This window comes from Halorubrum salinarum (assembly GCF_013267195.1).
Taxonomy (GTDB): Archaea; Halobacteriota; Halobacteria; order Halobacteriales; family Haloferacaceae; genus Halorubrum; species Halorubrum salinarum.
In genome coordinates, this window is sequence record NZ_CP053941.1 from 210,358 (window position 1) to 223,559 (window position 13,202).

A 13,202-nucleotide genomic window follows, 5' to 3' on the forward strand; every position below is an offset into this window, starting at 1 on the left:
GGACCTACTCGTCGAGCAGCTGCTGGGCGATCGTGTTGCGCAGCACTTCGCTCGTCCCCTCGTAGATCTCCGAGAGCTTCGCGTCGCGGTAGAAGCGCTCGGCGGGGAAGTCCTTAGTGTAGCCGTAGCCGCCGTGGATCTGGATCCCCTCGTTGGCGACCTCGCGGGCGATCTCCGAGGCGTACAGCTTCGCCTGCGCGGCCTCCTTGATGTAGTCGTCGTCGCGCATCTTCAGGTCGGCGGCCTCGTGCATCAGCAGTTCCGCGGCGCGGGCCTTGGTGTCCATGTCCGCGAGCTTGTGCTGGATGGCCTGGAAGTCGCTGATCGGGCGGTCGAACTGCTCGCGCTGCTGGGCGTACGACTTTGCCTCGTCGAGGGCAGCGCGCGCGATCCCGACCGACCGGGCCGCGATGGTGATCCGGCCGCCGTTGAGCGTCTTCAGCGCGTGGACGAACCCCTCGCCCTCCTCGCCGAGCCGGCGCTCCTCCGGGATCCACATGTCGTCGAACCGGAGCTCCGCGGTCGGACACCCCTTGTCCCCGAGCTTGTCCTCCGTCCCCTCGACGACGAACCCGTCGTCCTCCTCCGGACGCACGATGAACGACGAGATGCCCTTCCGGCCGGCGTCGGGGTCGGTCTTGGCGAACAGCGTGACCGTGTCGGCGACGGAGCCGTTCGAGATCCAGAGCTTCCCGCCGTTGACGAGGTAGCCGTCCCCGTCGCGCTCCGCGGTCGTCGACATCGCGGGCACGTCCGACCCGGCCTCGGCCTCCGAGAGCGCGAACGCGCCGATGTCCTCGGCGGTGTTCAGGGCGGTGAGGTACTCCTCCTTCTGGGCCTCGTCGCCGAACTCGTAGAGCATGTTCCCGGCCAGCGACGTGTGGGCCGCGACGACGGTGCCGAGCCCGCCGGAGCCGCGGGAGATCTCTTCGAGCCCGATCGCGTAGCTGTGGTAGTCGAGGCCGGCGCCCTCGTACTCGACGGGGAACGGCATGCCCATGAGTCCGAGGTCGGCCATCTCCTCGACCAAGTCCGCGGGGAACTCGTCGGTCTCGTCGATCTCGGCCGCGCGGGGGACGACCTCCTCGTCGACGAACTCCGCGACGGTGTCGCGGATCTGACGCTGCTCTTCGGTGAGCGTGAACTCCATGCCGGAGCCTTCGGCCGGGCGGACTTAGCCGTTTCCACACGGTTGTACACGGGTCGGCGGTTCGTCGGCGCCGACGGGGACCGAGTCGTGCGGTTTCGCCGCCGCGAGCGGCGATCGACGCGCGGCCGCCGTTCCACGAGGCTTTTTATGCGTTGTGCCGTAAACACCGGCAACTGAATGAGCGGACGAGAACACGCCCCCGCCGAGGCCGACCTCGCGTGGTGTCACGAGGCGGTCCAGGGGGTCTCGCGGACCTTCGCGCTGACGGTCGACGTGTTAGAGGAACCGATGGCGTCGCAGATCTGCGTCGGGTACCTCCTCTGTCGCGTCGCCGACACGGTCGAGGACGCCGGGCACATCCCGCCGGACGCCCAGAGCGACGTGCTGCGGACGTACCGGCGAGCGATCGACCCGGACGACGAGACCGACATCGCCGAGTTCCGCGAGACGGTCGACGAGTGGCTGCCGGCCGAGCGCGACGAAGACTGGAGCGTCGTCGCCGACGCGCCCACGATCGTCGCGACGTTCGAGGAGCTCGACCCGGAGGCGCAGGCGGCCATCGTCCCGCCCGTGCTGGAGATGGTCGACGGGATGGCGATGTTCGTCGACCGCCACGCCACCGAGGGCGGGCTCCGCATCGACGACCGCGACGAGTTGGAGCAGTACTGCTACTACGCGGCCGGCACCGTCGGCAACCTCATCACGAACCTGCTCACCCGCGGCGACGTGGCCGAGGAGCGCGCGAAGCGGCTGCGGGAGACCGCCGAGGAGTTCGGGCTCCTCCTCCAGCTCGTGAACGTCTCGAAGGACGTGTACGACGACTACACCGAGGAGAACAACGTCTACCTCCCCGCCGAGTGGCTGGAGGCGGAGGGCGTCGACCAGGAGCGCGTCGTCCACCCCGAGAACCGCGAGTCGTCCGCGCGCGTCGTCGACCGCACCGCCGACTACGCCCGCTCGTTCCTCGACGACGCGCAGGCGTACTTGGAGACGATGCCGCTCTCGAACGGCAACACGATGGAGGCGTGGACCGTCCCGTACCTGCTCGCGGTCGGCACCCTCCGCGAGCTGGGGAGCCGCCCTGAGGACGCGCTCACCGAGACCGGCGTGAAGGTGTCCAGACAGGAGGTGTTCGCGGTGATGTCCGCCGCGAGCGGCGTCGGCCGCGACTCGCTGGCGGAGCTGCGACAGACCATCGCGCGGACCCCCTTCCACCGCGCGGTCGGGTCGGCGGACTGACCACCACGGGCCGACGCCGCCGGCTCCCCTCGCATCTCTCTACCAGCTTCTCTCCGCTACTTTCTCACAGCCGCGACCGCGCCCGCGACACCGCCGGGACGCGCACCCCGATAGTCTCCCCGAGCGCCTCGGCCGCGCTCAGCAGCCACTCCGCGCGCTCGACGCGCGAGTCGAGGTCGCCGGGGCCGATCCGGTAGCGGTCGACGAGCTCCTCGACCGTCGCGCCGCCGATCCACTCGTCTAAGATTCGCGCCGTCTTCACCGACTCCAGCCACCCCTCGAAGTCGTCCGGGTCGGTCATGTCCGTGGTGAGACGGGCGGCGTTCCGCCGCGCGAACCGGTAGACGTCCGCGCGCTCGGCGTTGCCGAGGTAGGTGTCCTGCATGTCCGGCGTGTCGCAGATCACCTCGAAGGCGGTGAGCGTGGTCGCCTCGGGGAGGTCGGCCGCGGCGCGGAGCCCGGCGACGATCCGCTGGCCGGTCTCCGGGCGGACGTACTGCTTCGAGGTCGTCTCGCCGACGGCCGTCGCGACGAGCCGGTAGTCCTCGACGCCGCCCGTCTCCCGGGCGACCATCCCGGCCGCGACGAGGTCGTCGACCGCGACGGCGACCGCGTCGGCGAGGCCGCCCGCCCCGGTCTCCCGCGCGTAGAACGTCCCCTCGAACACGTCGAGGATCTCCGTCTCGGTCGCCGCGAAGTCCGTCGCTATCGCGGCGAGGACGTGCGTGCGGAGCGCGCCGGGGTCGGCGAGCTGCGACTCGACCGCCTCGGGCTCGCCCTCGACGTAGCGCTCGCGCACCTCGTCGCGCGCGTCGGCGTCCGCGACGAGGACCGCCTCGCCGTGGGGGTCGAGCCCCGGTCGGCCCGCGCGGCCGCACATCTGGTGGACTTCGAGCGTCGGGATCCACGACATGCCGCCCTCCCCGTAGCGGCGCTGGTCGCGGACGACGACGCGGCGCGCGGGGACGTTGACTCCGGCCGCCAGCGTGGGCGTGGCGCAGATACAGGCCACGTCGCGCTCGCGGAACGCCGACTCGACGACCGCGCGGTGGCCCGAGCGGAGCCCGGCGTGGTGGAACGCGACGCCGGCGCGCAGGCAGTCCGCGAGCTGTCGGCCGGTCATGGTGCCGTCCACGTCGGTGGCCTCCTCGGCGGCCGCCGCGGCCGCGTCCTCGACGCCCAGCGCCGCGGCGAGGCCCTCGTCCGCGAGCCGCTCCGCGAGGTCGACCGCCTCGCGGCGGGAGCGGACGAACGCGAGGCACTGGCCGCCGTCCGCGACCGCGTCGGCGACGAGCGCGGCGGTGACCTCGGTCGCGTCGGGGTCGTCGGAGTCGTCGGCACCCCCGTCCCGGGCCTCGCCGCCGTCACCGTCGCCGACGGTCTCGTCGGGGCCGACGTCGACCGAGAGGCTCGTGCCGTCGTCGAACGCGACCTCGCCGCCGACCGCGACGCCGGTCCGCAGGTCGACCGGGCGCCACGCGGACTCGACGAGGGCGGCGTCGAGCCAGTCCGCGATGGCGTCGGGGTTGTCGACGGTCGCCGACAGCGCCACCGTCTGGAGGTCGGGGTTCCGGCGCCGGAGCGTCGCCAGCGTCACTTCGAGCGTCGGGCCGCGTCGCTTCGCGCCGAGGAGGTGGACCTCGTCGACGACGACGCAGGCGAGTTCGTCGACCCACGAGGCGCCGTTGCGGATCGCGGAGTCGACCTTCTCGCTCGTGGCGACCACCACGTCGTTGCCGGCGAGCGCCTCGCCCGTCGCGTCGAAGTCGCCGGTGGAGATGCCCACGTCGACGCCGGGCAGCGCCGCGAACGTCTCGTACTTCTCGCGGGCGAGCGCGCGGAGCGGACAGACGTACAGGCCGGGGCCGCCGGCCGTCAACAGCGCGAGCTGGGCGATGAACGTCTTGCCCGACGCGGTCGGCACCGCCGCGACGACGTCGGCCCCCTCGCAGACGCCCGCGTCGACCGCCGCGCGCTGGGGCGGGTACAGCTCGCGCACGCCCCGCTCGGCGAAGTGGTCGACGACGGGCTGAGACAGCGGCAGGTCCCGGACGCGCATGTACCGCTCGTTCGGCGGGACCGGTGATAAAGAGTCGGCGGAATCCCCCTCGGCCGCCGCGGGTTACGCGTCGGCGTCGAAGTCCTGGAAGAGCTTCTCGTAGTCCTCGTCGTCGCTCGCGACCGCGTCGCGCGACTCGTCGGCCCGCTCGCGGAGCTCCTCGATCCGGTCGGTGAGCCGCTGGTACTCCTCGTTGTCGGCGAGGTCGTTGGCGCTCTTCTCGGACTCCAGCATCGCCTTCTTCGAGGTCAGCGAGAACAGCTCCTGGACCTCCGAGTCGTACTCGCCGCGCCGCAGGAGCCCCTCGACGGTCTCGCGGAGCGTGTCGCTCGTGACGGGCTTGACGAGGTAGTCGTCGAACCCCATCTCCAGGATGTCGAAGTCGGGCTCGACGGCGGTGACCATCGCGACCCGGCAGTCGATACCGCGGTCGCGGACCGCCGTGAGGACCTCGTCGCCCGAGAGGCCGGGCATCCGGCGGTCGAGTAGGATCGCGTCGACCTGGTTGTCGGCCTCGTCGAGCTGATCGAGCGCCTCGCGGCCGCCGTACGCGGTTCGGACGCGGTACTCGTCGCCGAGCCAGGCGGCGTACAGGTCGGCCAAGTCGGGTTCGTCCTCGACCACGAGGACCAGCGGCGGTTGCTCACTCATGGATGACGGGAGCGAGGGGGTGTTCGCTCACACGTTTCGTCTCGCCGCTGGCTATATTAAAATACCTCTTCGACTCGGGGGTCGATCGGCGGCGCGGCCGGATTCGACTCCGCCCGGTCCGTGCTCGAAGCCGCTCTCGCCCGCCGCGCGGCCTCCGCGGTTACTCGCCCGGGCTGTAGTTGGGCGCCTCGTCGGTGATCATCACGTCGTGCGGGTGGCTCTCGCTCTGTCCCGCCGAGGAGACGCGGACGAACTCCGCGCGCTCGTGGAGGTCGGGGACGGTCTCGGCGCCGACGTACCCCATCCCGGAGCGCATGCCGCCGGTAAGCTGGTGGAGCTCGGAGGCGAGGCTCCCCTTGTACGGCGTCGCGGCCTCGACGCCCTCGGGGACGAACTCCTCGTCCTCGTCCTCCTCCTTGAGGTAGCGGTCGCCGCCGCCGGACTTCATGGCGCCGACGGAGCCCATCCCGCGGTACTGCTTGTACTTCTTCCCCTGCATCGTGATGACGCGGCCGGGCGCCTCGTCGGTGCCGGCGAAGTACGAGCCGAGCATCACCGCGTCCGCGCCCGCGGCGATGGCCTTGATCGCGTCGCCGGAGTAGCGGATGCCCCCGTCGGCGATGACGGGCACGTCGTGCTCGGCCGCGACGTCGGCGACCTCCGCGACCGCGGTCATCTGCGGCATCCCCGCGCCGCTGACGACGCGCGTGGTACAGATCGACCCGGGGCCGATGCCGACCTTCAGGCCGTCGGCGAAGTCGACCGCCGCCTCGGCGGCCTCGCGCGTCCCGACGTTGCCGACGACCACGTCGGCGTCGACGGTGGCCTTGATCGCCTCCGCGGAGTCGAGGACGTTGAGGTTGTGCGCGTGGGCGCAGTCGATGAAGATGACGTCGACGCCGGCCTCGTCGGCCGCGACGGCGCGCTCCTCCTCGAAGGGGCCGACGGCGACGCCGGCGAGCAGGCGGCCGCGCTCGTCGCGGGCGGCCTCCTCGTGTTCGCGGCGCTGCAAGATCCCCTGCATCGTCACCAGGCCGACGAGCCGCTCGTCGCCGTCGACGATGGGGACGCGCTCGATCTTGTGGTCGTACATCAGTTCGAGCGCCTCGCGCGCGTCCACGTCCTCCGGCGCGGTGATGACCTCGTCGGTCATCGCCTCGCGGACGGCGTCGTCCTCGCCGACCTCCAAGTACGGGCGGATGTCGGTGCCGGAGATGATCCCGAGGACGGTGTCGTCCTCGGCGACGACGGGGGCGCCCGAGACGCCCTGCCGCTCCATCACCGCGTCGGCCTCGCGGACGGTGTCGTCGGGCGAGACGGTGACGACGTTCTCGCGGCGGATCACGAGCTCGTGCGCGCGCTTGACGCGCTCGACCTCCGCGGCCGTCTCCTCGACGGTCATGTTGCGGTGGAGGACGCCGAGCCCGCCCTCGCGGGCCATCGCGATGGCGAGGTCGCTCTCCGTGACGGTGTCCATCGCCGCCGACAGCACGGGGACGGTGAGTTCGACGTTCTTCGAGACGCGGGTGGAGAGGTCCGCGTCGTCGGGCTCGACGCGGCTCTCCTTCGGTCGGAGCAGCACGTCGTCGAACGTCAGCGCTTCCGGAACCTCGAGCTTCGCCGAGAACCGGCCAGAATCTGTCGCCATATAATCCGTCACAAGCGCCCGATGAAAAGCGTTGCGAGACGGCACGGACGTGGTGGTTGCTCACATCCGAATCCGTGTTATATACAGAATCGTGCCTATTTCGACGGGTGGGAACGCGACCGCGGTCGGATCGGATGCGACAGCCTCGACTGTTCGGTCCGCCCGACGGCCGCGGTCCGAAAACCGAGAGATGATCGGGGATGTTTGGCGAACGTCGATGTATCGTCATCGAAGCGCTACCATCGCCGTCGATCCATCGTGTCGTGCGGACACGTCTCACACAACCTTTAACGCGACCGAAACGCGTATATTGGGTATGGACTCCGACAGTCCCGTGAACGCGCGCATCGCCGGCCAGCCGAACGCCGCCCTCGGCGTCCGCTTTACAGCCGGCAATACGCGCAAACGCTTTACATGGGCTCGTCGGACCCGTCGCGGCGTGGACTCCGCGTGGTGGTCCCCGGACCATCGCGAGTCGCACGCGTCCCACCGCCACCCCGTCGGTCAGGGCTATCGTCCCTAAATGAGCACGTCACGCCATCCGGTCGCCCTGCGGCTCGAACAGCAGGTCGGGAGCGCGACGAAGCTGCTCGCGACCGTCATGGCCCTCCCGCTCGTCGACGGCATCTTCCCCGCGCTCGTCGTCGCCGGCGTCCTCGGATCGGCCACCGGCGTCGTCGAGACCGGCATCCTCATCTTCGGCGGCTCCGCGACCGCCGCGGTGATCCTCGCCGAGATGGACGGCTCGCGGCGGGAGATGGCCACCTCGGTCCTGCTGATCGGCGCGGTCATCATCCCGGTCGCCGCCGTCGAGGCCGCCCTCGCGCCGACCCTCCAGGGGCTCCTGAACCTGCCCGTCTTCGAGCGGTTCGCGGGGCTCGTTATCCTGACCATCGCCGCCAAGACCGCCAGCTCGGAGGTCGGCGAGTTCCTGCCGAGCCCCGGCGTCATCATCGGTCTGGGCCTCGTCGCGAGCTTCGATCCGTCGGGGTTCGCCGTCGAGACCTCGACCGAGTACGTGGTCAACGGCACCGCGGCCGCCGCCGTAGGCGTGGCGTTCGCGCTGTCGATCGCGCTGCTCTCGCCGCACCTCCGCGGCCGCGTCGACATCGACCGGTTCCGGTTCGGCTCCGCGGTCGCGCTGGGCGTGCTCGCGCTGCCGATCCTGCTCGGCCCGTTCGACCTCATGCAGACGGACGCGCCCATCGCGCTCGCGGTGCTCGCGGTGACGACCCTGTTCGCGTACGACCCGAGCGCGGACGGCGAGGCGAGCGTCGACGACGACGCGCCCGAAGACGACGCGCCGGTCGACGACTCCTCCGAGGCGGACGACGGCGACGCGACCGACGCCGGCGGGGAGCCGGACACGGAGACCCCGAGCGATCCGCCGCTCGACGCCCCGCCGGAGGGGCCTTCGCCCATCGTCGACGACGACGTCGCCGTCCTCGCGAACGGGGGCGACGGGCGAGAGACCGACGACGACGGCGCGGACCCGTTCGCGGACGACGACTCCCGCGCGCCGTGGCTGTGAGCGACGGGTAGCCGCCCGCGAACGGCGCGCCCGTCTGACCGCTATCTCAGTGGCTCCGACCGCCGCGCGTGTCGCCGGGGTTTAGGCACTCGGCCCCGAACGGCCGGTATGTCGAACCGCGTCGTTCAGGGGCGGATGGTGACGCCCGAGAAGCTCGCAGAGCTGGTCGAAGGTGAGTCGGTGCTGGAGGCCGAGTCGATCACGGACGCCGACCGCGACTGCCCGGACTGCGGCGGCGACGTCATCTCGGTCGGGTACATGCCGAGCGTGACGGAGTTCGTCACCGGGTACAAGTGCCAGGACTGCGACTGGAGCGCCGACGACCGCGACTGAAACGCCCGACCCGACTCACCCGACGATCGGCGGAACGGGCCGGAGGCGCCCGGAGTGGAAGCCCCCCGCCGTCCCTCGATCGCTTTCGATCGAAACCCCTTTATCCGCGTTTCGGCAATTGTCTGATGCGAGATCACGCGGGGCTGTGGCCAAGCCAGGCATGGCGACTGACTCCAGAGGCTTGCGCCCGGGACGACACTCCAGACTGATATACCGAGCGGCCGACTGATCATCGGTCGTGTTGACGACCCTCTGGAGTTCCGAGGCGCACCGGAGATATCAGTCGATCGGGGGTTCAAATCCCTCCGGCCCCATTTCTTGCCGTCGCGAGCACTCTCGCGAGCGACGGCGACGTGCTGAGGAGGAATTTGAACCCAGCGGAGGAGCGGAGCGAAGTCCGCGTGGTTCACAATCCCTCCGGCCCCACTTCTTGCCGTCGCGAGCAACACCGCGAGCGACGGCGACGGCGGTTCACAATCTCTCCGACCCCAGAGCCGACTTCGCCGTACCGAATCACGTGTCGGTAATAAGTGCCCGAAGAGAGACAGGCCGTAGCCGGGCTTGTCCCCAGAGGCGAGGCAGCGCTCCCACTAGCCCTCGACTGGTTGGACCGCGTACCATGTTTCAGAGGCGGACGGCGGCCCGCCGTCTGCCGGTGGATTGAAGCCCCGCTCCGGACATGTACACGCGATGCCATATCGACGCCGGCGGGTTCTGACGGTCGGGGGAAGTCTGTCGCTGGTAGCGCTCACCGGCTGCTCGGGGGGCCTGGACCAACTCGGCGGGGGATCGTCCCAGTTGGAGGCGCAGAAAGCGGTCGTCGACCAGTTCGTCACCGGCGTGAACGAGGACGACCTCGACGCGGTGGACGAGGCCGTCGGGTCGTGGGCCGCCGGTGCGTTCACGGCGGACAACATCGGGGACTACACGTTCGATCGGGGGGACTTGCGCCGAACTGACCGCGACGAGACGTACGTGATCCTCGAGACGGAGCTCACGATCACGCACCGAGGGGACTCGCGGACGGAAGCGGTCTCGTTCCGACTGTCCCAGTCCAGGGAAGAGTGGTACATCGAACAGATTCTGGTCGTCGGTGGACTCATCATCGACGGGGAGCCGCTGGGACCGCCGTCCGTCTTCATGGACGCGGAGTTCGACTCGGAAGCGACCGACGGCGACGAGACCGGCGTACTGACGGTGAGACACAGCGGTGGCGGACCGCTCCCCGCGAGGGGAACCGCGTTCTTCGGAACGATCGTCGATCCCGAGGGCGCCGATCCGGACATTTCGACCGCGGGAGCGACGATCGCAGAGGCGACGCAGCGCTCGCGATTCGGTCCGGGAGACAGCGTGACCGTCGGGGTCGAAACCGAGTACGACGTCACCGTCACGTACACGAAACAGGGGCTGGGAAAAACGGTACTCCTACAGGATTTCACTCCCTCGTAACGACGGTCGGGTGCCGCGTGTCCCGAAGACGCATGACAGCGATTCGCAATCCGTTTCGGTTCGCGTACTCCGGGGTTATGCTGTCCCGAGCTTTCGCGTCGCCACAGTAACGAACAGCACCCCGAGGGAGACGAGTCGACGCGAGTCAGCGACGCGCGACGATCCGGCCGGCCATGAGGCCGACGAGCCCGATCATGCCCGCCATCGCGAGGTAGATCCCCAGCCCGATCAGTTCGCCGTTCGCGCCGTTCACGCCCGCGAGGCCTAGGAACACGACGGCGATGACGGCGTGGAGCGCGAGCACGCCGGACGGGACGTTCGCTCCGAGGTCGAATCCGATGTCCATGCCGTTCGCTTCGGCGGGCGTCGGAAAAAGTCGTCCGGTCGGACCGCGCGACAGCGGTGCTACGAGTGTGGCTCGTCGGGCAGGTCGAACACGTCCTCGACGCGCGCGTCGAACTCGCGCGCGATGCGCCAGGCCAGCTCCAGCGAGGGGTTGTACTCGCCCTTCTCGACGTAGAGGACCGTCTGGCGGGTCACGTCGACGCGGTCGGCGAGCTCGGCCTGCGTCAGCCCGGCCTCCTCGCGGAGCTCGCGGATGCGGGTGTCGAACTCCACGATCACGCCTCCACGCCGCGCCGCCGCACCCACGCGCGCGTCCCGTGGGCGACGGAGGAGACGCAGATCGCGACGGCGGCCCAGACGACCACGACGCGGGCCTGCGCGTAGGCGGTCTGTGCGACACCGTCGATCCCGCCCGTCGCTTGGAGCGCGGATCCGACCAGGAAGACGGCGAGCGAGCCCCCGAACAGCAGCACCGCGGCGCGGCTCGCGGCCGTCCGCGTGAGCGCTCGGGTCCGCTCGTCGGTCGGCGTGTAGCCGACGCGGTCGGCGAGCGTCCTGCTCACGGGGAAGAACGCGACGAACAGCACCGCGCCGCTGGCGATGAGCGGGGCCGACTCCCGGGCCAGTCCGAGGTTGAGCGTCAGCACCGTGACGAGCATGTGAACGGCCCGTCCGATGCGGTACTTCGTGCGAGGTCGCATGCGGTTGTCACCTCTGTGTGCTAATTCGATCTAACGTTATATATTTCTTACTCCGGTCGGCGAGGCGAGCGCTCGCGAGGAGTTCGTCGAGTCGGAGGGCAAGAGCGGATTCAACGAGGCAGTCCAGAGTCAGGGTCGTCCGAGGAGCGTCCGGTGAGCGGTCGGCCGTCTTCCGTTACAGCACGTCGCCGATCCGGACCGGCTCGCCGTCCAGGTCCGGGTCCTCGGCGACTATCGTCAGCACCTCGTGGTCGGTGACGTCGCGGTACGACTTCCCGGTCGCCTCCTCGATCAGCGTCTTCTCTAACTCGAACTCGGTGCCCTCGTAGACGACGTCGACGCCGCGGTCGGTGAAGGTCAGGTCGGTGCTCATACCCGGCCGTAGGCGGCGAATCTGTAAAAGGAGCGCGACACGGGGCCGTCGGCGGCGAGCGTTCGTCGGGCGTTACTCGTCGTCGTCGCGCATCTCGGAGAGGCGGCCGACGAGGTCGTCGGTGTCGGCGTCGCCCTCGATGGTGACGTCGCCGTCGTGATCGTTCTCGTGGACGTTCACCGCGTCGTCCTCGTCGGTGTCGACGTCCTGGTCCTTCTGCTCGCTCTCGTCGTACGATCCGAATCCCATGAGCGGGCTACCGGCGGCGCACTGAAAAGCGCGGCGACAGGGGGCCGCCGCGGGAAGCGTTCACGTCCCGCTCCGGAGGCCCCCGCTCGGGCTGGAGGCGGCGCGCTCTCGTCCGACGCTCGTCCGACGCCCCGCACCGTTTATACGCTCGGGGCGACTGCTCCCGGTGTGTCGCTGCGAGGAGACGGCCCGATAGAGGAGCTCGCGATCCCCTCGGAGACGACCGTCGAGGAGCACGACGTCGTCGTCGACGGCGACGTGCTCGTGGGCGGGCAGTCGACCGTCGAGCTCGGCGTCCGCGGCCGCAACGTCGCGATCGGCGAGCGCGTGCGCGTCGGCGACGACATCGAGGCCGAGGGCGACTGCCGGCTCGACACCTGGTGTTCCGTCGACGGCAACGTGCTCGTCGGCGAGGACGCGTACCTCGGTGAGCGGGTGACCGTCACCGGCCGCCTGATGGTGTCGGGCGACCTCGATATCGGCGACGACGTGACGATCGAGGAGGGGTTCGAGGCCAACGGCTGGATCGTCATCCGCAACCCGGTGCCGACGATCGTCTTCTACTTCATCGTCCTCTCGCAGCTGCTGCGCGTCGGCGAGACCGACGCCGCCGACGAACTGGCGGAGGCGCTCGCCGACGGCGACGACGTGCGGGACCCGCTGTTGGTCCCGCGGAACGCCGAGATCTCCGACGACGCCTGGCGGGTGTCGACCCCGGCCACCGTCGGCGACGACTGCCGGCTCCACGGTAACCTCCGCGCGGCGTCGATCCGCGTCGGCGAGCGCAACGAGGTGTTCGGCTCGCTGCGCGCCCGCGAGGACGTCACCGTCGGCGCCGACACGATCATCCACGGCGACGTGACGACCCGCGGCGGGACCGTGACCGTCGAGAGCGGCGCGCGCGTCCTCGGCGACGTCTCCGCGGGGGATCTCGTGGTGTACGACGGCGCAGAGATTCAGGGGACCCTCCGGGCGCGCGGCGAGATGAAGCTGATCCAGGAAGCGGAGCGGCCGAGCGAAGACGACGGGGTCGAGTCCGATGAACCGGAGGAGGCGGAGACCGAAGCGGCCGCCGAAACCGGAGCCGATGCCGCAGACGCCGAAACCGGGGCCGACGCCGTAGACGCCGAGGCTGACCAGTCCGCCGGCGCGGACGCAGAGACAGTGGAGTCCGCCGACGCGGAAGCCGAGGAGGCGAACGAGTCGGACCGCGACAGCGACGACGGATCGGTCGACGACCGAGAAGCCGCCGACTCGGAGGACGCGGACGACGACCGCGACCTCGACGGCGAGGCGGATGCCGACGCGACCGCCGAGAGCGAGCCCGCGGCGTCCGCGCGCGAGGACGAGACGACCGCCTCCGAAAACGGATCCGCCGCGGACGCCGAGGAGACCGCGGCGGTGACCGCCGACGCCGGCGCGGCGACCGAGACGGTCGAGTCCGACGACAACTCCTGACCCGTTGCGTCGGACG

14 protein-coding genes and 1 tRNA gene are annotated in these 13,202 nt (G+C 70.2%); 6 read left to right on the forward strand and 9 right to left on the reverse strand.

The annotated features are described in order from the left end of the window. Nucleotides 1–4: 4 nt before the first annotated feature. Complete coding sequence (locus tag HPS36_RS01095) at nt 5–1,150, reverse strand: acyl-CoA dehydrogenase family protein (protein ID WP_121599005.1); 1,146 nt, start codon at nt 1,148–1,150, stop codon at nt 5–7. Between the two features lie 177 nt (nt 1,151–1,327). Here HPS36_RS01095 and HPS36_RS01100 point away from each other — a divergent pair, with 177 nt between their 5' ends. Then, entirely contained in the window at nt 1,328–2,389 is a 1,062-nt protein-coding gene (locus HPS36_RS01100) for a phytoene/squalene synthase family protein (RefSeq protein ID WP_173228179.1), read from the forward strand. Nucleotides 2,390–2,453: 64 nt separating this feature from the next. Here HPS36_RS01100 and HPS36_RS01105 read toward each other — a convergent pair whose 3' ends face one another. The 3 genes from HPS36_RS01105 to guaB all read right to left on the reverse strand — a co-directional run bounded on the left by HPS36_RS01105 (nt 2,454) and on the right by guaB (nt 6,747). Further along, a complete protein-coding gene (locus tag HPS36_RS01105; RefSeq protein WP_173228180.1) occupies nt 2,454–4,448 on the reverse strand; it encodes a DEAD/DEAH box helicase in 1,995 nt (664 codons plus the stop codon). A 63-nt stretch (nt 4,449–4,511) separates the two neighbouring features. Further along, the gene (locus tag HPS36_RS01110) at nt 4,512–5,099 is read right to left on the reverse strand and encodes a HalX domain-containing protein (protein ID WP_173228181.1); all 588 of its coding nucleotides are present in this window, start codon (nt 5,097–5,099) and stop codon (nt 4,512–4,514) included. 160 nt (nt 5,100–5,259) lie between these two features. Then, on the reverse strand, nt 5,260–6,747 hold the full coding sequence (guaB, locus tag HPS36_RS01115) for an IMP dehydrogenase (RefSeq protein WP_173228182.1): 1,488 nt from the start codon (nt 6,745–6,747) through the stop codon (nt 5,260–5,262). A 523-nt stretch (nt 6,748–7,270) separates the two neighbouring features. On the opposite strand from guaB, the gene HPS36_RS01120 reads away from it, so the two are divergent. From HPS36_RS01120 to HPS36_RS01135, 4 genes are all read left to right on the forward strand, one after another. Then, entirely contained in the window at nt 7,271–8,278 is a 1,008-nt protein-coding gene (locus tag HPS36_RS01120) for a DUF5794 domain-containing protein (RefSeq protein WP_173228183.1), read from the forward strand. 108 nt (nt 8,279–8,386) lie between these two features. After that, nucleotides 8,387–8,611, forward strand: coding sequence for a DUF5795 family protein (locus tag HPS36_RS01125; RefSeq protein WP_121562065.1), 225 nt, complete (start codon nt 8,387–8,389; stop codon nt 8,609–8,611). A 139-nt stretch (nt 8,612–8,750) separates the two neighbouring features. Beyond that, nucleotides 8,751–8,925 (forward strand) — tRNA-Trp (locus HPS36_RS01130). A 346-nt stretch (nt 8,926–9,271) separates the two neighbouring features. Then, nucleotides 9,272–10,060 carry a hypothetical protein gene (locus tag HPS36_RS01135; protein WP_173228184.1) on the forward strand — a complete coding sequence of 263 codons (789 nt, stop codon included), beginning with the start codon at nt 9,272–9,274 and terminating at the stop codon, nt 10,058–10,060. A gap of 145 nt (nt 10,061–10,205) precedes the next feature. On the opposite strand, the gene HPS36_RS01140 is transcribed toward HPS36_RS01135, so the two are convergent. From HPS36_RS01140 to HPS36_RS01160, 5 genes are all read right to left on the reverse strand, one after another. Continuing rightward, nucleotides 10,206–10,406, reverse strand: coding sequence for a hypothetical protein (locus HPS36_RS01140; protein ID WP_121562064.1), 201 nt, complete (start codon nt 10,404–10,406; stop codon nt 10,206–10,208). A 59-nt stretch (nt 10,407–10,465) separates the two neighbouring features. Next, a complete protein-coding gene (locus HPS36_RS01145; protein WP_173228185.1) occupies nt 10,466–10,678 on the reverse strand; it encodes a helix-turn-helix transcriptional regulator in 213 nt (70 codons plus the stop codon). A gap of 2 nt (nt 10,679–10,680) precedes the next feature. Beyond that, nucleotides 10,681–11,106: a hypothetical protein gene (locus HPS36_RS01150; RefSeq protein WP_235681720.1), complete on the reverse strand. Its 426-nt coding sequence runs from the start codon at nt 11,104–11,106 to the stop codon at nt 10,681–10,683. A gap of 175 nt (nt 11,107–11,281) precedes the next feature. Continuing rightward, nucleotides 11,282–11,479 (reverse strand): DUF5800 family protein, encoded by a 198-nt coding sequence (locus HPS36_RS01155; RefSeq protein WP_004598428.1) that lies wholly within the window; start codon nt 11,477–11,479, stop codon nt 11,282–11,284. 72 nt (nt 11,480–11,551) lie between these two features. After that, on the reverse strand, nt 11,552–11,728 hold the full coding sequence (locus HPS36_RS01160; RefSeq protein WP_173228186.1) for a DUF5786 family protein: 177 nt from the start codon (nt 11,726–11,728) through the stop codon (nt 11,552–11,554). Between the two features lie 168 nt (nt 11,729–11,896). Between HPS36_RS01160 and HPS36_RS01165 the strand changes: the two genes are divergently transcribed. Next, a complete protein-coding gene (locus tag HPS36_RS01165; protein WP_173228187.1) occupies nt 11,897–13,186 on the forward strand; it encodes a polymer-forming cytoskeletal protein in 1,290 nt (429 codons plus the stop codon). Nucleotides 13,187–13,202 lie beyond the last annotated feature (16 nt).

Coding starts and splice junctions, on each gene's coding strand:
- HPS36_RS01110 (WP_173228181.1), bottom strand. CDS start 5,099: ATGAGTGAGCAACCGCCGCTGGTCCTCGTGGTCGAGGACGAACCCGAC.
- guaB (WP_173228182.1), bottom strand. CDS start 6,747: ATGGCGACAGATTCTGGCCGGTTCTCGGCGAAGCTCGAGGTTCCGGAA.
- HPS36_RS01105 (WP_173228180.1), bottom strand. CDS start 4,448: ATGCGCGTCCGGGACCTGCCGCTGTCTCAGCCCGTCGTCGACCACTTC.
- HPS36_RS01100 (WP_173228179.1), top strand. CDS start 1,328: ATGAGCGGACGAGAACACGCCCCCGCCGAGGCCGACCTCGCGTGGTGT.
- HPS36_RS01150 (WP_235681720.1), bottom strand. CDS start 11,106: ATGCGACCTCGCACGAAGTACCGCATCGGACGGGCCGTTCACATGCTC.
- HPS36_RS01140 (WP_121562064.1), bottom strand. CDS start 10,406: ATGGACATCGGATTCGACCTCGGAGCGAACGTCCCGTCCGGCGTGCTC.
- HPS36_RS01120 (WP_173228183.1), top strand. CDS start 7,271: ATGAGCACGTCACGCCATCCGGTCGCCCTGCGGCTCGAACAGCAGGTC.
- HPS36_RS01095 (WP_121599005.1), bottom strand. CDS start 1,150: ATGGAGTTCACGCTCACCGAAGAGCAGCGTCAGATCCGCGACACCGTC.
- HPS36_RS01160 (WP_173228186.1), bottom strand. CDS start 11,728: ATGGGATTCGGATCGTACGACGAGAGCGAGCAGAAGGACCAGGACGTC.
- HPS36_RS01155 (WP_004598428.1), bottom strand. CDS start 11,479: ATGAGCACCGACCTGACCTTCACCGACCGCGGCGTCGACGTCGTCTAC.
- HPS36_RS01125 (WP_121562065.1), top strand. CDS start 8,387: ATGTCGAACCGCGTCGTTCAGGGGCGGATGGTGACGCCCGAGAAGCTC.